This window comes from Streptomyces sp. NBC_00984, assembly GCF_045162475.1.
Lineage (GTDB): Bacteria > Actinomycetota > Actinomycetes > Streptomycetales > Streptomycetaceae > Streptomyces.
In genome coordinates this window covers 2,645,211-2,670,958 of record NZ_CP108734.1, presented here as the reverse complement: position 1 = coordinate 2,670,958, position 25,748 = coordinate 2,645,211, and the positions used below count along the sequence as shown (strand labels likewise).

The 25,748-nt window shown below is 71.2% G+C and carries 16 protein-coding genes and 1 pseudogene; 8 read left to right on the top strand and 9 right to left on the bottom strand.

Translation table 11 applies throughout. The annotated features are described in order from the left end of the window. Positions 1–105 precede the first annotated feature (105 nt). The 8 genes from OG520_RS11505 (at position 106) to OG520_RS11470 (ending at position 13,555) form a co-directional block, all read left to right on the top strand. Positions 106–3,981, top strand: coding sequence for an endo-alpha-N-acetylgalactosaminidase family protein (locus tag OG520_RS11505; protein ID WP_406013099.1), 3,876 nt, complete (start codon positions 106–108; stop codon positions 3,979–3,981). A gap of 163 nt (positions 3,982–4,144) precedes the next feature. Next, complete coding sequence (locus OG520_RS11500) at positions 4,145–5,527, top strand: serine protease (RefSeq protein ID WP_406013098.1); 1,383 nt, start codon at positions 4,145–4,147, stop codon at positions 5,525–5,527. Further along, complete coding sequence (locus OG520_RS11495) at positions 5,524–7,869, top strand: tetratricopeptide repeat protein (RefSeq protein ID WP_406013097.1); 2,346 nt, start codon at positions 5,524–5,526, stop codon at positions 7,867–7,869. The genes OG520_RS11500 and OG520_RS11495 overlap by 4 nt, the downstream gene beginning before the upstream one ends. Then, positions 7,870–9,279 (top strand): hypothetical protein, encoded by a 1,410-nt coding sequence (locus OG520_RS11490; RefSeq protein ID WP_406013096.1) that lies wholly within the window; start codon positions 7,870–7,872, stop codon positions 9,277–9,279. Further along, positions 9,276–10,280, top strand: a complete 1,005-nt coding sequence (locus tag OG520_RS11485; protein ID WP_406013095.1) for a hypothetical protein — start codon at positions 9,276–9,278, stop codon at positions 10,278–10,280. The genes OG520_RS11490 and OG520_RS11485 overlap by 4 nt, the downstream gene beginning before the upstream one ends. Continuing rightward, positions 10,277–11,545 carry a carbohydrate ABC transporter substrate-binding protein gene (locus tag OG520_RS11480; RefSeq protein WP_406013094.1) on the top strand — a complete coding sequence of 423 codons (1,269 nt, stop codon included), beginning with the start codon at positions 10,277–10,279 and terminating at the stop codon, positions 11,543–11,545. Before OG520_RS11485 ends, OG520_RS11480 begins: the two co-directional genes overlap by 4 nt. Positions 11,546–11,698: 153 nt before the next feature. Beyond that, positions 11,699–13,282 carry an acyl-CoA carboxylase subunit beta gene (locus OG520_RS11475; RefSeq protein WP_072487290.1) on the top strand — a complete coding sequence of 528 codons (1,584 nt, stop codon included), beginning with the start codon at positions 11,699–11,701 and terminating at the stop codon, positions 13,280–13,282. A gap of 69 nt (positions 13,283–13,351) precedes the next feature. Continuing rightward, on the top strand, positions 13,352–13,555 hold the full coding sequence (locus OG520_RS11470) for an acyl-CoA carboxylase epsilon subunit (protein WP_399333216.1): 204 nt from the start codon (positions 13,352–13,354) through the stop codon (positions 13,553–13,555). Positions 13,556–13,624: 69 nt separating this feature from the next. Here OG520_RS11470 and OG520_RS11465 read toward each other — a convergent pair. From OG520_RS11465 to OG520_RS11425, 9 genes and pseudogenes are all read right to left on the bottom strand, one after another. Beyond that, positions 13,625–14,802, bottom strand: a pseudogene (locus OG520_RS11465) (IS30 family transposase). Between the two features lie 302 nt (positions 14,803–15,104). After that, complete coding sequence (locus OG520_RS11460) at positions 15,105–15,686, bottom strand: ATP/GTP-binding protein (protein ID WP_014048542.1); 582 nt, start codon at positions 15,684–15,686, stop codon at positions 15,105–15,107. Beyond that, positions 15,667–16,290, bottom strand: a complete 624-nt coding sequence (locus OG520_RS11455) for a DUF742 domain-containing protein (RefSeq protein WP_406013093.1) — start codon at positions 16,288–16,290, stop codon at positions 15,667–15,669. Before OG520_RS11455 ends, OG520_RS11460 begins: the two co-directional genes overlap by 20 nt. Before the next feature lie 89 nt (positions 16,291–16,379). Continuing rightward, the gene (locus OG520_RS11450; RefSeq protein WP_006127847.1) at positions 16,380–16,793 is read right to left on the bottom strand and encodes a roadblock/LC7 domain-containing protein; all 414 of its coding nucleotides are present in this window, start codon (positions 16,791–16,793) and stop codon (positions 16,380–16,382) included. Positions 16,794–16,803: 10 nt separating this feature from the next. Then, complete coding sequence (locus OG520_RS11445; protein WP_406013092.1) at positions 16,804–19,947, bottom strand: nitrate- and nitrite sensing domain-containing protein; 3,144 nt, start codon at positions 19,945–19,947, stop codon at positions 16,804–16,806. Positions 19,948–20,294: 347 nt separating this feature from the next. After that, entirely contained in the window at positions 20,295–20,876 is a 582-nt protein-coding gene (locus tag OG520_RS11440) for an ATP/GTP-binding protein (RefSeq protein WP_072487286.1), read from the bottom strand. Beyond that, the gene (locus OG520_RS11435; RefSeq protein ID WP_003966010.1) at positions 20,857–21,264 is read right to left on the bottom strand and encodes a DUF742 domain-containing protein; all 408 of its coding nucleotides are present in this window, start codon (positions 21,262–21,264) and stop codon (positions 20,857–20,859) included. Before OG520_RS11435 ends, OG520_RS11440 begins: the two co-directional genes overlap by 20 nt. Positions 21,265–21,397: 133 nt before the next feature. After that, on the bottom strand, positions 21,398–21,820 hold the full coding sequence (locus OG520_RS11430) for a roadblock/LC7 domain-containing protein (protein WP_003966009.1): 423 nt from the start codon (positions 21,818–21,820) through the stop codon (positions 21,398–21,400). Next, positions 21,821–25,576: a nitrate- and nitrite sensing domain-containing protein gene (locus OG520_RS11425; protein WP_406013091.1), complete on the bottom strand. Its 3,756-nt coding sequence runs from the start codon at positions 25,574–25,576 to the stop codon at positions 21,821–21,823. Positions 25,577–25,748 lie beyond the last annotated feature (172 nt).

The following is a 25,748-nucleotide window of genomic DNA, read 5'->3' as shown; positions in this document are numbered from 1 at the left end:
CACGTACCGTCCACTTGGACTTACGCAACGCGGTTGTTGGACTGGAGGGCCCCCAGAAGCCGCACGTCGTTGACGCTGTCCAGTCACGGGGACTACTCAGAGCACATGTCGCGAAGATTCACTTCGGCGGGCGCTGTCGCCGCCGCCTCAGCCGCCGTCCTGGCGCTGGTGGGGACCGCGCTCCCCGCCACCGCCGCCTCCGCTCCCTCACCCGCCGCAGTCGAGCCGGCCGTGCCCGCGGGCGCCACCGTCATCGGATCCGCGCAGCTCTCGGTCGCCGTCGCCGACGACTTCCCGCGCGTCCTGGCGTACACCGACAGGGCCAGTGGCAGTCAGCTGTTCGGCAGCACCCAGCCGGTCACCGCCGTGACCCTCAACGGCACCGCGCACCCGGTGAAGCTCAAGGGCGCCCCCCGGGTCACCGCCTCGGCCGCCCGCTACACGCTGGTCTTCACCGACCTGCCCGGCATCGAGATCGACGCCTCGCTCTCCGTCTCCGGACGCGCCACCACCTTCAAGGTGACGGCCGTGCGCGACACCGAGGCGTTCCGGGTCGGCACCATCGACATCCCCGGCCACGACCTGGTCTCCGTGGGTTCCGCGGACACCGGCGGGGCCACCGCCTTCACCCGGCTGGACAACGACTCGACGAAGACCGCCGACGTCTTCTCGAAGGTCACCGCGGACACCGCCGCCGACAAGGCGCCGGTGGGTGCCTCGTACGCGATCGTCAACACCGGCTCGCTCGCCGCGGCCGTCGAGTCCAACTCCTCGTACGACAAGCCGTCCGGCGCCACCGGCGGCGACGACGCCCGGTTCTGGCACCAGGCCCGCAAGGCCGACGACGGCAGCGTCCGGGTCGGTGTCTGGTCCGGCCAGTGGACCTACCGCGGCGAGGGGGCGCCGAAGCCGGAGAGCGGGGACAACCTGCCCTGGGCGAAGGTCGTCGTCACTCCCGACGCCAACGGCGACAAGCAGGTCGACTGGCAGGACGGAGCCGTCGCGTTCCGCTCGATCGGCGTCACGGCGCCCGGCAGCAAGGACACCCCGGACCGGGTCATCACCCACATTCCGTTCAACTTCGCCAGCCAGGCCACCCACCCCTTCCTGCGCACGCTGGACGACGTCAAGCGGATCTCGCTCGCCACCGACGGTCTCGGGCAGATGGCGCTCCTCAAGGGGTACGCCTCCGAGGGCCACGACTCCGCCCACCCCGACTACGGCGGCAACTACAACAAGCGCGCCGGCGGGCTGAAGGACCTCAACGAGCTCCTGAAGGACGGCAAGAAGTGGGGTGCCACCTTCGGCGTCCACATCAACGACACAGAGGCGTACCCGGAGGCCGACGCCTTCGACGAGAAGCTCGTCGACAAGGCCAAGCCCGGCTGGAACTGGCTCGGCCAGAGCTACTACATCGACCAGCGCCGCGACGTGAACAGCGGCGACCTCGCCAAGCGGATACAGCAGCTACGCGACGAGACGGACCGCAACCTCAGCCTGCTCTACTTCGACGTCTACTACACGCACGGCTGGATCCCGGACAAGACCCTCCAGGAAGTGCAGAAGCAGGGCTGGAACGTCGCCACCGAGTGGGCCGACAAATTCGAGCGCGGCTCGCTCTGGTCGCACTGGGCCAATGACCTCGACTACGGCCCCGCCACCAACAAGGGCCTCAACTCGAAGATCATCCGGTTCATCCGCAACGGCGAGAAGGACGTCTGGAACAACGACCCGGTCCTCGGCCAGACCGCGATCCAGGAGTTCGAGGGCTGGACCGGCGAGACCGACTGGAATGCCTTCAGCAACAACATCTGGCAGCGCAACCTGCCTGCGAAGTACCTCCAGCAGCAGAGCATCACCCGCTGGGACGGCAACGACATCACCTTCACCGGCGGTGTCCGGGGCACGGTCGAGGACGGCAGGCGGACCTTCTACGACCACGGCCGCAAGGTCCTGAGCGGCACCGACTACCTGCTGCCGTGGGACGGCGGGAAGAAGCTCTACCACTACAGCAAGTCCGGCGGCACGAGCAGCTGGGCGGTGCCGTCGAACGGCACGTACACCGTCTACGAGCTCACCGACAACGGGCGGGTCAAGGCCGGCACGGTCAAGCCGTCCGGCGGGAGGATCACGCTGACCGCCAAGGCCGGTCAGCCGTACGTCCTCTACCCGCATCAGGCGCCGAAGGCCGCCGACCCCAAGTGGGGCGAGGGCACCCCGGTCGACGACCCGGGCTTCAACGACAAGGGGCTCGGCGCCTGGTCGAAGACCGGAACCGTCGCCCGGGAGACCGACGGCAACGGCCTCAACAGCGCCCAGCTCTCCGGCAGCGCCACCGCGGCACTCTCGCAGCGCATCGACGGCCTCGCCCCCGGCAAGCGCTACACCGCGTCCGCGCTCATCGAGGTCCAGCCCGGGAAGACCCGGCACACCACGCTCTCGATCGGCGGCGGGTCCGTCGCCGTGGACCGCTCCACGGCCAAGGACCAGGTCGCCGCGTCCGAGCGGCACGGTACGTACTTCCAGCGGGCCAAGGTGAACTTCACCGCCCCCGCGAACGGCCGCACCACCCTGCGCATCGAGGCGGCCAAGGGAAGCGCCGCAAGCGTGCGGGCCGATGACGTACGCATCGTCGCGGGCGCCCCGAAGACCAAGGAGAACACCCTCTCCTACGAGGACTTCGAGGCCGTGGACCAGGGCTGGGGCCCCTTCCTCAAGGGCGACGCGGGCGGCTCCACCGACCCCCGCACCGTCATCTCCCAGCTGCACGCCCCGTACACCCAGGCAGGCTGGAACGGAAAGCTGATCGACGACGTGATCAGCGGCAAGGAGTCCCTCAAGTCCCACGAGGAGAACGCCGGACTCGTCTACCGCACCGCCCCCTGGACCGTGCCGATGACGGACGGGCACCGCTACAAGGTCGAGTACGACTACCAGTCCAGCCACGCGGGCGCCTACGAGTGGGTCGACGGCTACGACCGGATCACCGCCGACGGGAAGCCCGACTCGGTCGAGACCCGGACCACCGCCATCGGACAGCAGCGCACCACCGGCCACTTCGCCGAGACCGTCACCGCGGGCTGCGGCGACACCTGGACCGGACTGCGCAAGCGCGACGACGCCCCCGAGGGCGCCGACTTCGTCCTCGACTCCTTCACCGTGACCGACCTCGGCCAGGCCCCCGCCTCCGAACAGGCCGCCTGCGGCACCCTCGGCGTCGACCCGGCCGCCGAGACCCTGGAGCCGGGCACGGCCAACACCGTCAAGGCCTCGTTCACCAACTACGAGGCGACGGCGGCGACCGGCGTCGCCCTGAGCCTGTCCGTACCCGAGGGCTGGCAGGCGGAGCCCGCGGGCGCCGTCACCTTCGACTCCGTCGCGGCGGGCGCCAAGGTCACCGGCAGCTGGCAGGTCACCCCGCCGGTCGACGCCAAGTACCAGGCATACAGTCTGAGTTCCGAGGCGAAGTACACCGTCGGCGGCGCACAGCGCACGCTCCGCGCGCAGACCTCCGTACGGACCCTGCCACCGCCGCCCACCACCGACAGCTGGGCCAGCGACCTGGACTGGACGGCCTCCGAGAACGGCTGGGGCCCGGTGGAGAAGGACCTCTCCAACGGTGAGACCGGCACCGGTGACGGCTCCCCGCTGACCATCGGTGGCACCGTCTACGCCAAGGGCCTCGGCAGCCACGCACCGGCGAAGGTCCGCTACTACCTGGGCGGGAAGTGCACCTCGTTCACCGCCCGGGTCGGCGTGGACGACGTGCAGAAGAGCGCCGGCAGCGTGCAGTTCTCCGTCACGGCCGACGGCACCGAGAAGGTGAAGTCGCCCGTGCTGAAGGCGGCCGACAGCGCCTGGTCGCTGACGGCGGACGTCACCGGCGCCAAGTACGTCGAACTGGTTGTCGGCGACGGCGGCGACGGCAACGGCAACGACCACGCGGACTGGGGCGACGCGCGCTTCCACTGCGGCGGCTGAACCCCGGTGAGGCGGGGCGGGCGCGCACCACGGGCGCACCCGTCCCGCCTCACGCGTGCCCGGGGCGGGCCTCCCCGTCGCGTGACAACCGGTGGACGCCGGGTGACCGGAGTACGTCCAGGGGCTGGGTGCGGCGCCCGCTACGCGCGTATTCTCTTGCGGTATGGGGGAGTTGAAGGCGGACTGGCGGATCCGATTACGGCGGGGCGACGCGGACGGGCCGGTCTGCGGGGCCGGTGTGCTGCTCACCCGGGACCGGGTGCTCACCTGCGCGCACGTGGTGGGGGAGCCGGACGCCCGGATCTGGGTGGAATTCGCCGAGAACCCCGCCATCGCCCCGGTCGGGGCACATGTGGCGGAGGGCGGCTGGCTGCCCGGTCTGGGCGCGACCCGCGAGGACGTCGCCGTACTCGCCCTGGAGAGCCCGCGCCCGCACGCCACCCCCGCGACACTCGAACGGAGCCTGGAGCGCGGCGACGAGGTGTGGATCGGCGGGTACGCGCGGTCCTTCGCCGACGGGATGTGGCTGACCGGGCGGATCAGCGGAGCGCACGGCGCGTGGATCCAGCTCGACGCCGCGCGCAACGAGCAGGTGGTGAAACCGGGGTTCAGCGGGGCCGCGGTCCAGGTGCGCGGCGGACCGTCGGGATCGCCCGAGCGGGTCGTCGGGATGGTCGTCAGCTGGCGCGGCGACCTCGATCTGGCGCCGCCCGCCGAGAACGACCTGGCCTTCTCGTACATGATCCCGGTCGATCGCATCGCCGAACTCGTGCCGCTGGTGGCGGAGTTGAGCGGGCCGGACGGCTGGGACCACGGGCTGGACCGGCGGCTGCGGAGGTGGTTCGCCGGGGGCGACGAGCCCGCGGTGCGCTTCAGCGTCGTACCGCGCGGCGGCGGGCGCGACCGCACCCTCAGCCACCATCTGCACCGCGCCCATCTCGTCTACCGGGGCGGACGCACCACCCCCGAGCACTTCGTCGACGAGCTGGTGACCAGGCTCCGGCCGCCCCGCCACCAGGCCCAGGCATACCGCGACTGGCTGCTCGCGGGCGGCACCGCGCCCAGGCGGCCGGCGGACGGGGAGCCCGGGAGTTCGGGGCCCAGCCTCGCCGTGATCGGACTCGACGAGGACCGGCAGCCGCTCCGGCTGGTGCCCCTGCTCGCACGGGTGCGGGAGCTCGGCTTCCGGGTGCTCGTCATCGTGCGCGACAGCGGCGGTGAGGAGACGGCCGAGGTGGCGCGGCACCTGCTGTTGCCCGCCCTCGACGAGCGGGCCGCCGAACTGGTCCGGCGCGTCGAGGACATCGAGACGGAGTGGGCCGGACTGAACGGCCTGGTGGAGTCGGCTTCCCTGAGCCCCCTGCCGCGCACCGGCGCGGCCCGCCGCCGGCAGCAGCTGGCACGACTGCGTACCGTCGGCGACCCGTACGAGCGGCTCGGCGCCCTGCGCGCGCTGCTGCGCGAGCTCCGGGCGGATCTGGCGAGGCGCGGCCCGGCGGGCGTACCCGGACCGCGCGGCGACCAGGGCAGGGCCGGCCGCCGATGAGGATTCCCTGCCCGCACCGCCGGTTCACCGGGGCCCCCTGCGAGGGCGCCGTGCAGCCCACCGGCCACTGCGACACCTGCGGCCGCTCCGAGGACGGCCCGGGACTCCCGCCGCTGCCCACCGCCCCCGACAAGTGCGGGCCGAGGGCACTGCTGGAACTGCCCCGGCTCCGCCCGAGCACCCCCGCACAGCGGCTGAGCGCCGCCGTGACACAGGCGCACGTCAGGATGAGCTGCTCCGCCAAGTCCTGCGCCACGTACTTCGTCGCCCCGTACACCGCCGCCCCACCGCCCGACGAGGGACACTGCCCCAGGTGCGGCGCCCCGTACTCCTACCGCCCCGAACTCGACCGGGACGGGCCGCTGCTCCAGGACCAGTACCAGATCCTCGGCCCCATCGCCCACGGCGGCCAGGGCTGGGTCTACCTCGCCCGCGACACCCACCTGGAAGACCTCGTCGCCGTGAAGGGGATGCTGAACCGGTACGCGGAACGGGGCGCCGCCCAGGCCGCCGAGGAACGCCGCAGCCTCGTCGCCATCCGGCACGAACGCATCGTCCAGATCCGGGACTTCGTCAGCACCAGCAGCGCGGACGGCACGGTGTCCGGTGGCTACATCGTGATGCAGGACGTCGGCGACCGCACGCTCTCCGCCGTCGTCGAATCGACCCGGCAGGGCAATTTCGTCCTCGACATCGAACACGTCATCACCTACGGCTGCCAGATCCTCGAAGCCCTCGCCCATCTGCACGGCATGGGATTCCTGTACGGGGACATGAAGCCGTCCAACGTCGTCCACCAGCACGACGGCATCAAGGTCATCGACCTCGGCGGGGTGCGGGGCAGCCGGTCCGCCGGGCCGCCGCCCGTCATCACCCCCAGGTACGCCGCGCCCGAGACGGTCAGGGGCAGTGCGCTGACCATCGCCCACGACATCCACACGGTCGGGGTGACCCTGGCCGAACTGGCGGGCTGGGCGGTCGGCGACGACGTACCCGGCCTCGGCATCAGCTCGTTCCGCCTGGTGGTGGAGCGGGCGACCGACCGGGACCCGGAACGCCGGTTCGCCGACGCCGAGGAGATGGCCGGCCAGTTGCGCGGAGTGCTGCGCGAGATCCGGGCGCTGCGCGGAAAAGGGGACCGGACCGAACCGTCCGCCTACTTCACCCCGTCCACCGAACTGCTCGGCGCCGGACTGGGCTCCGTCCCCGACTACGCGCACTGGCTGGGCCGTACCCCGCACCGCCGCGACGAGACGCGCGAGGCGCCCGCCCTGGACTCCGGGCTCCCCACCCCCACCGAGATCGCCCGGCGGCTGCCGGTGCCCAGGCCCTACCCGGGGGACCCGGAGGCCGCCCGGTTCCTGGTGAGCAGCTACGACCCCGGCCGGCTGCTGGCCCAGCCCGCCGAGGGGGAGCGGTCGGTGGAGATCTGCCTGCACAACGCCCGGCTGCTGCTCGGCCAGGAAGGCAGCGACGCGCTGAACCGGGCACGCGAACAGGTGGAGGCGGCGAACGCCATCCCCGGCCCCGGACCGGTGCGCCAGTGGCGGCTGAGCTGGCACTGGGGGCTCGTCGCGCTGCGCAGCGCGGAGGTCCTGGACGACCGGCGGCAGTTGCTGGAGGCCGCCCTGGAGCACTTCGCCGCCGTCCACCGGGCGCTGCCCGGCGAGTACGCCGCGAAGCTGGCCCTGGCCTACGTCACGGAACAGCTCGGCCCGGACCGTCCGGCCGGTGCGATCCCGTCGGCGTACGAACTCTTCCGGGCCGTGCACGCCCGCAACCCCTCCCACGTCGGTGCCGCGCTGGGCCTGGCCAGGCTGGCCCTGGCGCGCGGCGACCGGGACGCGGCGGTCGAGGTCCTGGACCTGGTGCCGGACGAGTCGCGGGACCACACCGTCGCCCGGATCGCCGCGCTGCGCATCCGGGCGGCCCGGCTCGCGGCGGGCGACCGGCCGCTGCCCGGGAAGCGGCGGATCGACGCCGTGCTCGCCGCGGTCCCGCTGCGCGAGGGCGGCCCGGGACCGCATCCGGCGTCCGTGGTGACGGGCGACGAAGCGGCCCGGCTGCTGCGCACCGAACTGTACGAGTGGAAGCTCGACGCCGTCCGGGCCGAGACCCGCGGCCCGCGGTACGACGGCCGCTGGTGGCGGCGCGGACTGCCACCGGCACCGGTGCCCGGGGAACCGGCCGTACGGGAGGAACTGGCGCGGTGCTACCGCTGGATGGCCCGCCAGTGCAAGGACACCGCCGACCACGAGAAGCTCATCGACCTCTCGCACGCCGTCCGCCCGCAGACCCGTTTCTGGTTCCCGCCCCGACGCCGTACCCCCGGAGGCAGCTGAATGGGCCGCACCGCCGCGTTGTCCGGCCTCGGAATCGGCCTGTCCGTCCAGGTCGCGAAGAGGCACCGGCCGGACCAGGACGCCCGGATCGACGCCCATGTGAGGGTCCGGGCGGTCGCCGTCGGGCCGCGCGACCGGATTCCCGCCGTCGACATCGCCCTGGTCATCGCGGTGGACGTGGCCGCCGGGCGGCGTGACGCGGCCGTCGCGGCGCTGACCGAAGCGGTGGGCGCCCTGCCCGACGGAATCTCCTACACCGTGCTGGGCGGCGGGGCCGCGCAGTGCTACCCGCTGCGCGGCCGGTGGGCGCTCGCCGATCCCGACGACCGGCGCCACGCCGCCTTCAGCGTCGGACGGATCGCCGCCGCCGACGAGGGGCGGCAGCCGGCCGGATACACCAGCTGGCTGGCCAGGGCCCGTGAACTCTTCGCCGAACGCGCCCTTCCCGTACGGCATCTGCTGCTCGTCACCGACGGCGGCAGCCGGGCCGAGGAGGACGACGCCGCCCGCCCGGACAGCGCGCTGAGCACCGAACTCACCCGTTGCGAGGGAGAGTTCACCGCCGATGTCATCGCTCCGGGAGCGGGCTGGGACCCGGCTCCGCTGATCGCCGTAGCGGAACGGCTGCACGGCGCCGCGGTCTCCTCGCCCGACGCCTTCGCCCCCGCCGTCGCCACGGCCCTGGGCAGGCTGCGCCGGGTCCGCAGCCCCGAGCTCCCCATCGAGGTGTCCGTGCGCCCGGCGGTGCGGGAAGTGACGCTCACCGAGACCGCACCGCACCAGCAGCGGCTGGAGCCGGACCCGGTCCGGGACGATCCGCGCCGGCTGGAGTTCCGCACCCACCAGTGGGAACCGGAGTCCCGCGACTACCTCCTCACGCTCCGGGTCGACGCGAGCAACGACCCGCTGGGCGTGCCCCTCCAGCTCGCCGCGGTCACCGTCGGCGGCGCCACCGAAGCGGTCGTGGTCCGCTGGCTGCCGTCGGGAACGGCCGCGGCCACCGCGCGCATCTCCGGCGCCGCCGACCGCGACGTCCACACCATGAACGTCTCCACGCAGATGCGGACCGCCCTCAACCACGGGTACGCCGCCCTCGACCTGGAGAGCCGCGAGCGGGCCGAGGCCCAGCTCGGACTCGCCGTCCGGCTCGCCACCGAGATCGCCGCCGACTGGGCCCTGGCCGAGGTCCGCAAGGTCGCCCGCATCGTGGACGGCCCGCGGGGCGTCGTCCGGGTCGGGCCGACCGTCGACCCGGGCGCCGTCCGCCAGGGGATGCTGAGCATCACCTCCGGACACCCCGTGGAGCTGCCCGCGACGACCCGGGACGGACCGGCGGTCCCCTGCCCGCACTGCGACCATCCGGCCGGACCCGCGGCCGTGTTCTGCATCGACTGCGGGAGGCCGCTGTGAGGATCCGACCCGGATCGGGCAGGAGCGCCTACCGGTCCAGGACCCGGCGGCTGCTGGAGCGGCACCTGGCCGCGATGCTGGTGGCCGCCCTGGTCTCGATGAGCGCCCTGCTCGTCTCGTACCGCGAGGTCCAGATCTCGGCGGGCGAGATGCGCGCCCATGGCGCCCCCGCCGTGCAGGGCGTGGCCGCCACCCAGCTCGCCCTGCTGCGCGCCCACAAGGAGGCCGAGGGCTCCGTGAAGAGCGGCATCGCCGATGTGGTCGGCGCCGGTGCCCGCTACGAGAACCAGCTCGCCGCCGCCGACCAGGGCCTGTCCCGGCTCTCCGACGTACAGATCGACGGGGACCGCGGCCGGGGCGTACTTGAAACCGTGAACGGGGTGCTCACCTCGTACAGCAGCTCCATCACCCCCGGCGCCGTGAAGTACGTGTCGGACGACCTGATGCAGAAGGAGAAGTTCGCCGAGGCCGAGATGCTCCTCACCCGCGAGGGCACCGGTGTGGTGCCGCGCCTGGACGTCCTCCAGGGGCACCAGATGGCCCGGATCGACGCGTTCAGCTCGATGAGCCCCTCGCAGTGGTCCGGCTGGGCGGTCGCCGAACTCGGCCTGCTGGCCATGGTCCTGATCACCCTCTCCGCACTGTGGGTGCTGCGCACCCGCTGCGGCCACAGTCTCGATCTCTGCCTGCTGGTCTCGCTGCTGGCCATCGTCTTCCTGGCGACGGGCCCGCTGATCGCGACGAGCAACACCCAGGACCGGCTGGGCGCCGCCCGCGACGGGCTGATCCGGATCGAGCAACAGGCCCACGACCACAGCGACCTGGCCGGATCCCAGCAGGCCGTCACCGACACATCGACCCGGGTCCGCGCCGGACTGGCCGCCCAGGGCTGGCAGAGCGGCATCTACTACGGGGCGCTCGCGGCCGGTGCCCTGATCGTGCTGCTGCCCGCCATCGGCATCGGCCGGCACCTGAACGCCGACTACTGGAGGACCGGATGATGCTGCGCGCCCGCGCCCTCCTGCTCGTCCTGTGTCTGGCGCTGACCGCGGCGGGCTGCGGACTCGCCGCGCCCGGCGGCGGCGACGACCAGCCGAAGGTGACGATCCTCGGGCCGTGGACCGACAACCAGGAGACCCACTTCAAGGCCGTCCTGGACACCTTGGGCACCCCGTACACCTACCAGGGCACCGCCGCCACCCGGGAGGTCCTGCTCGCCGCGGTGCAGGCGGGCAACCCGCCCGACATCGCGATCCTGCCGGGCGTCGGGGACCTCGTCGAGTACGCCGCGGAGGGGCGGCTGTACCCGCTGGGCAAGGGCGCGGCCGCGAAGTACGGCAGGCCCTGGCAACCGCAGGCGAGGGGCATAGAGGCGGATCTCTGGGTGCCGCTCAAGGCGGACCTCAAGAGCATCGTCTGGTACCGCAAGGACCGGCCGCCGCCCGCCCACCCCACACCGCTGACCTCCTGGTGCATCGGCATGGGCGACGACGGGGCCTCGGGCTGGCCGGGCAGCGACTGGATCGAGGACCTGATCCTGCAGACGGCGGGCCGGGTGAAGTACGAGCGATGGGCGACCGGGGACCTGGACTGGACGGCCGGTCCAGTGGTCAACGCCTGGAGCCTGTGGGCCGGCCTGCTGGCCCAGGACCCCGACGCCGCCCGCCGGGCCCTGCTCAGCGACCACCGGGGCGGCCCCGGCGGGCGCGGACTGCTCTTCGACGGCGGCTGCGACCTGGAGCACCAGGGCTCCTTCGCCCGGTCCTTCTACGGGGACCACAGCGGGCGGGCCGCCTTCACGGACTCCGCGCCGCTGCTGCCCTCGGGCCCGAAGATCAGGGGCCGCGAGGTGTCCGCCGACTTCGCCGCCCTCTTCGGCGACTCCGCACAGGCCCGCGATCTGCTCACCCGGCTCACCTCGCGCCCGGCCCAGGAGGAGTGGGGCCGCAGAGCCGGGGTATTCTCACCGAACTCCGACGTGCCCGCCAGGAGCGGTACGGTCGAGAAGCAGATCAGCGATCGTCTCACCGACCGGCAGGTGCCGCTCTGTCTGGACGCGTCCGACGTGATGCCCGCCGCCGTACGGGACGCCTTCTACGAGGCGGTGCTGCTGACCATCGCCCACCCCGATGCCCCGGTGCGCGAACGGCTGGACGACATCCAACGTGTTCAGAGCGCCGAACGCGCCCGGGACTCCGAACGCGCCCGGAACGCCCGACCGGACCACACCGAGTGGCTGACAGGCGTGTGCAGCGGGCCACAGTGATCCTTTGTCGGACTCGCACAAAGACTGACCCGTACTGGCTGGTACTTCGCCTGCACGCCGCCCGGATTCTGTCGGGCTCCACCAGGAAACGGGTCAGGAGACTGTACGGAGTCGACGGCAGGGTTTAGTTGCTCGGCTTCGTAGGGTCGGTACATGACCGTTGTGGACGAAACCCCGGGCGAGCCGAGCGACACCCGTGGCCGTGTGGCCGAACTGCTGGCGCTGCGTGAGCAGGCCCGTCGCGGACCGAGTGACCGGGCGACCGAGGCGCAGCACGCCAAGGGCAAGCTGACGGCGCGCGAGCGCATCGCGCTGCTCCTCGACGAGGGTTCGTTCAAGGAGGTCGAGCAGCTGCGCCGGCACCGGGCGACCGGGTTCGGCCTGGAGGAGAAGAAGCCGTACACCGACGGTGTCATCACCGGCTGGGGCACGGTCGACGGCCGTACGGTCTTCGTCTACGCGCACGACTTCCGGATCTTCGGCGGTGCGCTGGGCGAGGCCCATGCCACGAAGATCCACAAGATCATGGACATGGCCATCTCGGCCGGTGCCCCGCTGGTGTCGCTGAACGACGGCGCGGGCGCCCGTATCCAGGAGGGCGTCTCCGCGCTCGCCGGGTACGGCGGGATCTTCCAGCGCAACACCCGGGCCTCCGGTGTCATCCCGCAGATCAGCGTGATGCTCGGCCCGTGCGCGGGCGGCGCGGCCTACTCCCCGGCGCTGACCGACTTCGTGTTCATGGTCCGCGAGACCTCGCAGATGTTCATCACCGGACCGGACGTCGTCAAGGCGGTCACCGGCGAGGAGATCACCCAGAACGGGCTCGGCGGCGCCGATGTGCACGCCGAGACCTCGGGCGTCGCGCACTTCGCGTACGACGACGAGGAGACCTGCATCGCCGAGGTCCGCTACCTGATCGGGATGCTGCCCTCCAACAACCGCGAGAACCCGCCCACCGCCGCGAGCGACGACCCCGCCGACCGGCGCGGCGACGTCCTGCTGGACCTGGTCCCGGCCGACGGCAACCGCCCGTACGACATGCACAAGGTCATCGAGGAGCTCGTCGACGACGGCGACTACCTGGAGATCCACGAACGCTGGGCCCGCAACATCGTCTGCGCCCTGGCCCGCATGGACGGCCAGGTCGTCGGCATCGTCGCCAACCAGCCGCAGTCCCTCGCAGGGGTCCTGGACATCGAGGCCTCCGAGAAGGCGGCCCGCTTCGTCCAGATGTGTGATGCATTCAACATTCCCATCATCACTCTTTTGGACGTACCCGGCTTTCTGCCCGGGGTCGATCAGGAGCACGGTGGAATCATTCGGCACGGTGCGAAGCTGCTCTACGCGTACTGCAACGCCACGGTGCCGAGGATCTCGCTGATCCTGCGCAAGGCCTACGGCGGTGCGTACATCGTGATGGACAGCCAGTCCATCGGTGCGGATCTGACGTACGCCTGGCCGACCAACGAGATCGCGGTGATGGGCGCCGAGGGCGCCGCCAACGTCATCTTCCGTCGGCAGATCGCCGACGCCGAGGACCCGGAAGCCATGCGGAAGCGCATGGTCAAGGAGTACAAGGCGGAACTGATGCATCCGTACTACGCAGCCGAGCGCGGCCTGGTCGACGACGTCATCGATCCCGCCGAGACCCGCGAGGTGCTGATCGCCTCGCTCGCCATGCTCCGTTCCAAGCACGCCGACCTGCCGTCCCGTAAGCACGGCAACCCCCCGCAGTAGTCCGCACTCCGCGCAGTCCCCTGCCGAGCCCGCGAAGACCTGCCTGCCGAGAAGACGGAGAAACCACCCATGACCACTGCTGCCGAGTCCGTCCTGCGCGTCGAGAAGGGCCTCGCCGGCCCCGAGGAGCTGGCTGCGATAACCGCGGTCCTGCTCGCCCGCGCCGCAGCCCGGCCCGCCGCGCCCGCCGCCCACCGCGGCCGCAACACCGCCGGGTGGCGCCGCCTGGAGCGCACGCCGGGCTTCCGCGCCCCGCACTCCTGGCAGGGCTGACCCGCAACGCGTGAAAGGGCCCCGCACTCCTTCGGGCGGATTCTCGGGGTCCTCGCAACACCTGATGGCCTATGCGGTCGTCAGTAGATCACGCAGGCGCTCGGCTGGGGTTCTCCAGCCGAGCGTTTTGCGTGGTCGGCCGTTGAGTTGCTGAGCGACGTGTTCGAGGTCTGCGGCGCTGTGCACGGACAGGTCGGTGCTCTTGGGGAAGTACTGCCGCAGCAGACCGTTGGTGTTCTCGTTCGATCCGCGCTGCCAGGGGAGTGCGGATCGCAGAAGTAGACCGGTACTCCCGTGGCGACGGTGAACTGCTTGTGCGCGGCCATCTCGCAGCCCTGGTCCCAGGTCAGCGAGCCGCGCAGGTGCGCGGGCAGGGTCTGGATCAAGGGCACCAGCACGTCACGGACCTCCTCGGCGGTGTGTCCGCCGGGCAGATGCCCGAGCATGACGTAGCGGGTGGAACGCTCGACCAACGTCACGATCGCGCTCTCGCTGCGGGGGCCGACGATCAGATCGCCCTCCCAGTGGCCGGGCACCGCCCGGTCCTCGACCTCGGCAGGCCGCTCGGAGATCATCACCATCTCGTCGACGAACCGGCGAGTGCGCTGCTCCGGGCCACGGTGTGGCTTGCGGCGGGTGCGCCCGGTGCGCAGCGCGAGTGCGATCTCGCGCCGCAGCCCGCCACGGGCCTGGACATAGATCGCCTGGTAGACCGTCTCCGGACTCACCCGCATACCCTCGTCGTCGGGGAACTCCATGACCAGAGCGTGACAGATCTGCTCGGGTGACCACTGCTGCTGCAGTCTGCCCGCGACGTACTCGCGCAGCGGACCGTCGTGGGCGAGCTTGGACTGCTTGGGGCGTGCCCGGCTCTTCGCCCAGGCCCGCTGTGCCCGGTGGGGCTGATAGACGCCCTCGACGCAACGGGCATCGATCTCACGTTTGACGGTGGATGCCGGCCGGCCCAGTGCCCGTCCGATCGCCCGCAGTGAGCGGCCCTCACGACGCATGTCGGCGATCAACTCCCGCTCGGCCACCGTCAGGAACCGTGGGTGCAGCTCGGCTTCGACTGCCGCAAGAGAGGGCGCCGACGTGACGGCGACGGTGCTGGTCATGCCCGTTGTGTAGTCGATCCTTCGCCCATCGGGGTGCAGGCGCGCGTTGCCGATCTTCCGGATCCCGCGGTCCCAGTCCTTGGCTGTGCGCTCGTGGACCCCGACCTGCGCCGCGGCATCCCGTCGTCGCACCCCCGACGCGCGAAGCCGGTCGTACTCCGCCCGCCCCGGATGCCCACTGGTGCCCGTCTTCCCACGACCACGGACGCCGGCCTTCCGCGCCCAGCCCGCCGCCGTGTGTCGGCTCACCCCAACCGCCCGAGCAGCACCCGAGACACTCCCGTTCTCCCGGTCCAGCGCCTCGAAGAACCGCGCCTTCAACTCCTCAAAATCCACGATCCCCGCAACTCCCTGAAATCCAGGGTGTTGCGGGGATCGCTAGAACCCGCCTTCGGGAGTGCGGGGCCCTTTCGTACGTCCGGACCGTGGGCCCGCTACCGCAGCCGCGCCATGAGCGCGTGCTCGACGAGCGTGATCAGCGCACTCTTCGCGTCGGCGCGGTGTCGCGCGTCCGTGGTCAGAATCGGGGTGTCGGGGCCGATCTGGAGGGCTTCGCGTACTTCGTCGGGGGTGTAGGGCTGGTGTCCGTCGAAGCCGTTGAGGGCGATGACGAAGGGAAGGCCGCTGTTCTCGAAGTAGTCGACAGCGGGGAAGCAGTCGGCGAGGCGGCGGGTGTCGACGAGGACGACGGCGCCGATGGCGCCGCGGACCAGGTCGTCCCACATGAACCAGAAACGGTCCTGACCGGGCGTACCGAAGAGGTACAGGATCAGGTCCTGGTCCAGGGTGATGCGACCGAAGTCCATCGCCACCGTGGTGGTGGTCTTGTCCCCGGTGTGCGTCAGGTCGTCGATGCCCGCGGACGCGGACGTCATCACGGCTTCGGTGCGCAGCGGATTGATCTCCGAGACGGCACCGACGAACGTGGTCTTACCCACGCCGAAGCCCCCTGCCACCACGATCTTCGCCGAGGTAGTGGAGCGGGCTGCTCCGCCGCTAGAGCTTGCGAAGTCCACTGAGCACCCTTTCGAGCAGTGTCACATCTGGCTGGCCGCCGGCGGACTCGTCGCCGCCGGGCTGATGGATAGCGACGAGTCCGGCCTCTGCCAGGTCGGCTACGAGGATCCGGGCAACGCCGAGCGGGATCGAGAGCAGTGCCGAAATCTCGGCGACCGACTTGATCTCGAAGCACAGCCGGCAGATCCGCTGGTGCTCGGGCAACTGCCCTTGCAGCCGGGACGGATCGGCCGTGGTACTGACCAACGCCTCAATGGCGAGTTGGTAGCGCGGTCGGGTCCGGCCGCCGGTCATGGCGTACGGACGAACCAGCGGATTGTGCGCGGAGGGCGCGGCAGGCTCGGGGGTCTGCCGCGGCTGCACCGGCTGAATACGGGGGGTCCGGGGCGGGTCGTAACGGTGCGGACGCTGCGGGGGCCACCCGGAAGCCTGCCGGCTGCCCTGCGGCGGCTGTTGAGGCTGCTGCGGCTGCTGGTAGGGCCGGTAAGGCTGCTGGGCGCCCTGTCCGCTCGGTGCCGAGGGGAAGTTGAACCGGTTGTCCCCGTGCTCACCCGGTACCTGTCGGCCACCGTTGTACGGGTGTCCGCCCTGGGGTGTGTCCACGATTCCTCCTCCGACTGCCGGTCCCGATCCCAGTGGGTCCGCGCCACCGCACCTTATGGCCCGGTGGCGTGAAACGCACTGTCTGTCTACTAGTTAAGAAGACTTCCCTGCAGTTCGGCACGGAGGTCCGGGGTGAGGACACTGCCCGCACGGTCGACGAGAAGGGCCATTTCGTACCCAACCAGACCGATATCGGCGTCCGGATGTGCGAGAACGGCAAGGGACGATCCGTCGGAAATGGACATGATGAAGAGGAATCCGCGCTCCATCTCCACAACTGTCTGATTCACCGCGCCGCCCTCGAAGATCCGCGAGGCGCCCGCGGTCAGCGAGGTCAGCCCGGAGGCGACGGCCGCCAGCTGGTCGGCACGGTCACGGGGGAATCCCTCGGACATGGCCAGCAGGAGTCCGTCGGCGGAGACCACCACCGTGTGCGACACCCCGGGGGTGTTGTCCACGAAGTTGGTGATCAACCAGTTCAGATTCTGCGCCGCCTGGCTCATCGGGCTCACACTAACGCTCCTGGTTGTAGGTATTACTGTCGTCCGAACCCGCGCTGCGTCCCCGGAGTACGCCCCGCCGCAGGTTGCTCAACCTGCCGCGGATGTCCTCGGGGGCACGGGAAACCTGAGGGCCGCCCTGCAGAGTCTGCTCCGCCGTGCCCTCGACCAGATTGGCCTTGGGCACCCGCCGGGGGAGTCCGGACGGGGTGATCCCGCCCGCCTTCGGCTCCCGGAGCTTCTCGGCCCGCTCCCAGCGCTCGTCGTTGGCCGAGCGCCAGTCGTCGGAGCCGTTCCCGTCCTGCTGCGCGGGCGACGGCTGCTGCGGCAGTTCCTCCTGCTGCTGCGGCTGCTGCTGCGCGCCGGGCCGGTTGTTCCCACGACCGGTGGGCTGCCAGTGCTGCTGACCGCCCCGGCGCGGCAGACCGGCTTCGGTCAGCTCGTGGCCGGAGTTGGGCGTGGGCCCCGGACGGTCGAAGCCTACGCGCTCCTGCGGCTCGGCGGGGGCGCTCGGGACGGATTCCGCTTCCGCCGGTGCCGACGGCTCGTACGCACCCTGGTAGGCGCCCTGATCCGGCCAGTCGTCCTGATGGGGCTGGGGAGCGAACTGCTCCTCGTACGACGGCTGCAGGGTCTCACCGGTCGCGTACGCGGCTTCCGTATAGCCACCGGGCAGACGCTGCTCGGGCTGCTGGGCAAAGCCCGGGTCGGCGCGGTAGGGGGCGTAGCCGCCCTCGTACGGTGCCTGCTGCGACTCCTGGGCGTATCCGTTCCCGGCGTACTGGCCGTCGGCGTACGGATCCTGCGGGAACTGCGGGTGCTCGCCCGCCGTCTGCGCCCCCAGCGCCGCCCGGCGCTCCTCGCGCATCAGCGAACGGCCCACCGGGTCCAGCTGCGCCGTTTCCGCCGAGGGCTGCTCGTAGCGGGAGTCGTCGAAGCCGAGCTCCGCCGCCGTGCGCATGTGCGGCTGGGACGGCTGCTGTTCGAAGCTCTGCTGCTCCGGAATGATCGAGGAGACGGTGAAGTCGTCCGCCGCGGCGGCCGGTTCGCCGCCGCCGCCGTGGGTGATCGCGTCCGGCAGCATGACCAGCGACGTGGTTCCGGCCTGCTCGCCCGAGGGGCGCAGCTGGACCCGGATCCCGTGCCGGTCGGAGAGCCGGCCGACCACGAACAGACCCATCCGCTGCGACACCGCGGCGTCCACGGTCGGCGGGTTGGCCAGCTTGTGGTTGATGTCGGCGAAGTCCTCGGCGGTGAGGCCGATGCCCTTGTCGTGGATCTCGATCATCACGCGGCTGTCGGGCAGCCGGGTCGCGGTGACCCGCACCTTGGTCTGCGGCGAGGAGAACGTGGTGGCGTTCTCCAGCAGCTCGGCCAGCAGATGCACGAGGTCGGTGACCGACTGGCCGTGGATCTCGGTCTCGGGCACCCCGGAGAGCTCGATGCGCTCGTACGACTCCACCTCGGAGGAGGCGGCGCGGAGCACGTCGACCAGCGGGACCGGCTGGTTCCAGCGGCTGCCGGGTTCCTCGCCGGCGAGGACCAGGAGGTTCTCGCCGTTGCGGCGCATGCGGGTGGCCAGATGGTCGAGCCGGAAGAGGTTCTCCAGCTGGTCCGGGTCGGCCTCGTTGTTCTCCAGGTCGGTGATGAGGGTCAGCTGGCCCTCGATCAGCGACTGGTTGCGGCGGGAGAGATTGGTGAAGATCGCGTTGACGTTGCCCCGCAGCATGGCCTGCTCGGCCGCCAGCCGGACCGCCTCGCGGTGCACCTGGTCGAAGGCGCGGGCGACCTCGCCGATCTCGTCGCGGCTGTGGATCGGGATCGGCTGCACGCGGGTGTCGACCCGGCCCGGCTCGGCCCGGGAGAGCTGGTCGACCAGCATCGGCAGCCGCTGCTCGGCGATCCCGAAGGCGGCCGTGCGCAGCCGGCGCATCGAGCGGCTCATCTGCCGGGCCATGAGGCCGGCCAGGACGAAGGCGGCCAGCAGGGCGACGATCACGACGGCGGCGTTGACGAAGGCGTCGTTCCGGGCGCTGGACGAGATGTCCGCGGCCTCGGTCACCGCCTTGTCGACGAGCTCGTTCTCGACCGTGGTGTAGCCGTCGAACTTGGCGGTCGCGGCAGCCATCCAGGTCTCGGGCGTGATGCCCTTCGCGGCCAGCTTCTCGGGCGACTTGCCCTGACCGATCTGCTGGGCCATGCCGTCGAACACCGAGCCGTCGATGCTGGGCGGGGCGACGAACGGGGCCCCCGCCGCGTCGGCCTTCTCCTTGGCCTTCTTCAGCTGCTCGGCGCCCTCGTCCGCCTTGGCGGCCAGGACCTGCTTCAGCCGGGCCGCGTCGGCCTCCGTACCGCCGGAGGTGAACTCGCCGAGCGCGATCTGCTCCAGGTAGTTGTACGAGCCGAAGGCCTTGACCTGGGCATCGAACTTGGCGCCCTCCTGGCTCGGACGCACCAGCAGATGCATACCGATGGAGCGCTGAAGCGATTCTGCAGCCTTGGCGAGCTCGATCGCGTAGACCGTACGGCCGTAGCTGGTGATGTTGCCGGTGCCCAGACCCAGCTCGTTGCTGAACTCCATCAGGGAGTGCTGGACCTTGACGTAACCCTCCTCCGTCTTCACCGGGTCCATGGCCTCGGCGAAGGCGGCCTTGCGCAGCTCGGGAAGGGTGGGCTCCTCCAGCCGGAAGAGCTGGAGGCGCCGCTCCAGGCCCTGCTTCCGGGGCATGCCCTTCACGGCCTCGTTGAACTTGCCCGCGGCGTTGTCGGTGGCGGCCTGGACCTGGCCGATGACGGCGGCGTCACGCTTGTTCGAGAGGAGGGGCTGGGCGGAGAGGTCACGCTCGTTGAGGAGCGCCTGGCCGTACCCGGCGGCCGCACGCACGATCAGCGCGGTCTTCTCGGCGTCCTGTGCCTCGCGCCAGGTGTCGATCGACCCCTTCACCTGGAATCCGCCCATGACCAGGCCGACCAGGACGGGGATCAGGAGAATCGCGTTCAGCCGGGTGGGCACCCGCCAGTTGCGCGGGGACAAGCCGCTGCCGCCGCCGGACACCGCCGCATCGGACGCATCGGCGGACGACGCCGCGGCGCGCGGCGGCGGGGTGAAGTTGCCCCGCTCCTGCTGCGCCGTGGAGCCCGCGTTGTTTCGCCTCACTCGACCAACAACCTCTCGGCGTCGGCACCTACGCTGTGCCGTGTTTTGTTCAGGGCCGTACTACTCGGGAGTTCGTCGAATTCCAGCACGGGGACCGGCCGCGTTCCAAACAGTCGGAACCTGTCATTCCGAGTGGCCCAGGCCTCAGATAAAACGGGCATAAAGAACGAGCCCCGTCAAAAGGCGGGGCTCAGGTGAGCGCAGTGGCACCAATCGGATGCGTCGGGTGTCGAACGCTGGGCAATTCTCTGTCGAAACGTTATGAATACGGGGGTGGATCGTGTCAAAGGACACAGTCCACCCCCGCCCGACTACGGTAACTACCGTATGGCAATACCGACTTGTGCTTACTTGAGCCGTGCCATGAGCGCGTGCTCGACGAGCGTGATCAGACCGCTCTTGGCGTCGGCGCGGTGTCGCGCGTCCGTCGTGATGATCGGGGTGTCGGGGCCGATCTGGAGGGCTTCGCGTACTTCGTCGGGGGTGTAGGGCTGGTGTCCGTCGAAGCCGTTGAGGGCGATGACGAAGGGAAGGCCGCTGTTCTCGAAGTAGTCGACGGCGGGGAAGCAGTCGGCGAGGCGGCGGGTGTCGACGAGGACGACGGCGCCGATGGCGCCGCGGACCAGGTCGTCCCACATGAACCAGAAACGGTCCTGACCGGGCGTACCGAAGAGGTACAGGATCAGGTCCTGGTCCAGGGTGATGCGACCGAAGTCCATGGCGACGGTCGTCGTCGTCTTGCCCCCGGTGTGCGTCAGGTCGTCGATGCCCGCGGACGCGGACGTCATCACGGCTTCCGTACGCAACGGGTTGATCTCCGAGACGGCACCGACGAACGTGGTCTTGCCCACGCCGAAGCCCCCGGCCACCACGATCTTCGCCGAGGTGGTGGCGCGGGCAGCACCGCCACTAGAGCTTGCGAAGTCCACTGAGCACCCTTTCGAGCAGTGTCACATCCGGCGCGCCGCCGGCCTCTCCATTGCCCGGCTGGTGGATGGCCACCATGCCGGCTTCCGCCAGGTCCGCGACGAGAATCCGGGCCACACCGAGCGGCATCGACAGCAGCGCCGAGACCTCGGCCACCGACTTGACCTCACGGCAGAGGTGGCAGATCCGCTGGTGCTCGGGCAGCAGCGTCCCCAGATGCGCGGGGTCGGCAGTGGTGGAGACCAGTGCCTCTATGGCGAGCTGGTAGCGCGGCCGGGTCCGGCCACCGGTCATGGCGTACGGGCGGACCAGTGGCTGGTCGCCTTCACCGTCGTACGACGCGTGGTGCAGTGCGCCGTACGGATCGGGTGAGGCGGGTGGCGGGGTCATGAATCCTCCGGGCGTGACAGCAGTGCGTCGGCTTGCCGTCTGAAGGGGCCGGTGGGGGGCTCTAAGCGGCCGGACGGGCGAGGGTTGAGGGCGTTACCTGGGGCAATCGAGTCTGTCATCGATCCACGGCCGCCTAATGGAGCAGGCTGCCCTGGAGCTCGGCACGGAGGTCGGGGGTGAGGACGGTGCCGGCACGGTCGACCAGCAGGGCCATCTCGTACCCCACCAGACCGATGTCGGCGTCCGGGTGGGCGAGGACGGCCAGCGAGGAGCCGTCCGAGATGGACATCAGGAAGAGGAACCCGCGTTCCATCTCCACCACGGTCTGGCTGACGGCGCCGCCCTCGAAGATCCGGGAGGCGCCCGCGGTCAGCGAGGTCAGCCCGGAGGCGACGGCCGCCAGCTGGTCGGCACGGTCACGGGGAAATCCTTCGGACATGGCCAGCAGGAGTCCGTCGGCGGAGACCACCACCGTGTGCGACACCCCGGGGGTGTTGTCCACGAAGTTGGTGATCAACCAGTTCAGATTCTGCGCGGCCTGACTCATCGGGCTCAACTAACGCTCCTGCTGGTGAGTGGGGCCGAGTGGGAAACTGCCGGTCGACTGGCCGTTGTTGGCCTGCCGCCCTTGCTGGATGCCCCGGCGGAGATTGGTCAACCGCCCGCGTACATCATCGGGGGCACGTGACACCTGCGGACCGGACTGATGGTTCTGCTGCTGAGCGGTGCCCGGCACCAGGTTGGCACGAGGCACACGGCGCGGCAGTCCGGAGGTGGTGACTCCGCCCGCCGCGGGCTTCTTGACCCGCTCCGCCTGCCGTACGAGTTCGTCGTTCGGCGAGGGGCGCCAGGAACTTGTGGTGCTGCCCGGGTCGCCTCCGCCGCGCTGCGGCGCCGCGGGAGCGGAAGGCTCCTGGGCCGACTGCTGGGGGAGGGGCGCGGGCGCCTGCGGCTCGGCGGGCGGCTGCTGGCCGCCCTGTTGCGGGCCGTGGAACCAGTTCGTCTCCAGGGTGTCGTACAGCGGCGTACGACCGTCCCCGGGCCCGGCCGCCGGAGGCAGCGCCTCGGGCTGCGGCTGCGGCGGCAGCACCGGGCGGTACTGCGCGTCGCCGGCGGGCGGACGCGGGGCACCGAAGTCCTCGTCGTCCCGGCCGCGCTGACGCGGGGCCGGCAGGCCCTGGTCCTGTGCCCGGACGGGCTGCGGCTGCCCGAAGTCGGGACGGGCGAACTGCGCGGTGCCCGCCGGGTCCTGGGCGGAGAGGTCCTGCGGGGCGTGGGCCTGCGGGGCCGGGGCGGAGAAGTCCGGGCGGGCGAACTCGGCGGTGGAGCCGGGACCCTGCCGGTCGTCCATGGGCGCCCGCGGGGTGAGCGGCGGGTTCATCGGCCGCTGGAACTGACCGGTGGACTCGGGCTCCTCGTGACCGCGCGGGGCGTCCAGCGGAGTACGCCGCGGCGCGGACGGCTCCTCGGTGCCCCAGCTGGTGGTCTGCGGACGCTGCGGCTGCGGGTTGCCACCGGGCAGCTCGGCACGCGGGCCGCCGACCGGGGGCAGCTGACGGTCGGGCTCGCCCTGGCCGCCGGGCTGCTGGAAGCCGCCCTGGCCGACCGGGTTCTGCCGGGCCTGCTGCGGCTGCGCCGGCTGCCACGGGGCGGGGCCGTTCGGCCGGCCGCCCTGCGGGCCGTTCTGGTCCTGGCCCTGGCGGTTCTGGCCGAACAGGTCGGGCCGGCCCGAGTCCGTACGACCCGCTCCGTCGCCCTGGCCGCGGGCACCGAGGCGGGCGCCGTTGCCGAAGGCGCCGGCGAGGCCGCCGCCCTGACGCTGCGGCTCCGGGCGGGAGACGCCCTGCGGTCCGGTGTTGGACAGCCCGGCGGACTGGAATCCGGCGTTCTGCTGGCCCTGCTGGCCCTGCTGGCCCTGCTGGCCCTGCGGGTTCTGCTGGTGGCGGGGGCCGCCGTCGCGCGAGGGCAGTGCGGCACGCGGCGCGGAGCCCGCACCGACCTGGCCGCGCGAGGCGCCCGGACCCGAGGCGAGACGGCCGGCCGGGCCCGACGGGGCGCCGCCGAGGCCGGGACGGGGGCCGTTGCCCGCGCCCGTCGCGCCGCCACCGGCGAGCAGGCCGCCGGACTGCTGCCCGGGTGCCTGCTTGGGAACCGGCTGCTTGCCGCCGTGCGCGACATCGACGGGCAGCATGACCAGCGCGGTCGTGCCACCGGAGTCGGAGGGCCGCAGCTGGATCCGGATGCCGTGGCGCAGGGACAGCCGGCCGACCACGAACAGACCCATGCGGCGGGAGACCGAGACGTCCACGGTGGGCGGCGAGGCGAGCCGCTCGTTGATCGCGGCGAGGTCCTCGGGGGAGAGGCCGATGCCGGTGTCGTGGATCTCGACCAGCACCCGCCCGTCGGGCAGTGCGTGACCGGTGACCCGGACCTTCGTCTGCGGCGAGGAGAACGACGTGGCGTTCTCCAGCAGCTCGGCGAGCAGGTGCACGAGGTCGTTGACCACGCGGCCCGCGACCTCGGTGGCGGGCACCGCGGCCAGTTCGATGCGCTCGTACTGCTCCACCTCGGAGGCGGCGGCACGGAGCACGTCGACCAGCGGGACGGGCCGGGTCCACCGGCGGCCCGGCTCTTCGCCCGCGAGGACGAGGAGGTTCTCGCCGTTACGGCGCATACGGGTCGCGAGGTGGTCGAGCTTGAAGAGCGAGGAGAGCTGGTCCGGGTCGGCCTCGCGCGACTCCAGTTCGGAGATGAGCGAGAGCTGACGCTGGATGAGGCCCTGGCTGCGGCGCGAGAGGTTGGTGAACATCGCGTTGACGTTGCCCCGGAGAAGGGCCTGCTCGGCGGCGAGACGGACGGCCTCGCGGTGCACGTCGTCGAAGGCCGCGGCCACCTTGCCGATCTCGTCCCGGGAGTGCACACCGACCGACTCGACCGAGGTGTCCACGTCCTGCGGGTCGGCCTCGGAGAGCTGCTTGACGAGCTCGGGCAGCCGGTCCTGGGCTACGCGCGTCGCGGTGTCCTGGAGGCGGCGCAGCGAACGGATCATCGACCGGGCGACGACGAAGGCACCGACCAGCGAGACGCCGAGCACCAGCAGGATGAGAGCACCGCTGATGATCGCTTCGCGCTTCGACTCGTCGCGGAGCTCGCGGGCCTTGCCCTCCATGTCGCTGAGGAGGGTCTCCTCGATGGTCTTCATGGCCTGGATCTTGGTGGAGCTCTGGTCGTACCAGTCCAGGTAGGAGCGACGCGCGGTGCCGGTCATGCCCGAGGGGCTGTCCAGCACCTTCTTCGCGTAGGTGTTGGCCGCCTTGATCTCCGGGTTGCCCTCGTCCAGTGTGGCGGTCAGCTCGTCGGCGTTGTTGCCGGTCGCCTGATACACGGCCTTGAAGGAGCGGAGCGCCGAGGTTTCCTTGCGCAGCGCGGCACGGCCGAACTGCTTGTCGTTCTCGTCGAGGTGCGGCTGCTTGTCGTTGCCGCCGGGCAGCGCCGCGGCGATGATCGCCCGCTGGACCGAGGCGTACTCCTTCGCGGAGGAGAAGGCCGCCAGCGCCCGGGTCCGCTTGATCATCTCCGAGTTGCTGGTCGCCTGCGCCATGTCCTGCGAGAGACTCAGCAGCGAGGTGATGAGCTGGCTGTACTGGTCGACGGTCTGGAGACTCGGGGTGTCCTTGCCGTACGCCGCCTTGCGGATGTCGCGGATCTCGGCCAGCTGGCTCGCGATCTGGGTGACGCTCGAATAGATGCCTTCGAGGGCCTCGTCGCCGGAGGGGTCGCCGATCGAGGTCGTCGCGTCGAGGAAGGCCGTCTTCGCCCGGTCGGTCTTCTTGCGGGGCTCGGTGACCTTGAAGTCGTCGGGCTTCACCCCGTTGGCCAGCGGACCGGCCGAACGGTCGCGCTCCTCCTGGAGCGCCTGGGCGAGCGAGGTCGCCTGCTTGGTCATCTTGGTCAGCAGCTGCATGTGGTCCAGCTGCTGGATGTCGTTCATGGAGTCGTTGATCCGCAGTCCGCCCAGCGTGGTCGCGGCGACCACGGGAAGGGCGAGCAGGGAGACCAGGCGCGTACTGATACGCCAGTTGCGAAGAGCGACTCGCGAGCCGGTGCTGACGGGGCTGCGGGACTTGAGCGACGAGATCGGATCGGTGTCGCCGTTCGCCGTGGCACCGGGGCGCTGAGCGCGGTCGCCGTTGTCACCGGCCGCGGCAGGCCCGGAGTTCTGGGCGTGCTGGGCCGAGGGACCGCGGTCGGTCCCGCCGTGCGGCTCCTGCTCCGCCGCAGCGCTGCCATCCCTCTTGAAACGTCCCTGCACTAGCGTCGCAACCTCTGGACCAGGCGTTCCTCCGCGCGAAGCGGTGGAACGGTGTCGGCGTCGTGGGACGTTGTACCCGCCCCATGGTGGTCGTGAGTGACCGGCGTCCTTCCCCTTTCCGCCGCCACTCGGCGCTCCGTTGCGCCCCCTGCGCGCCGGCTTGAAACCCGCG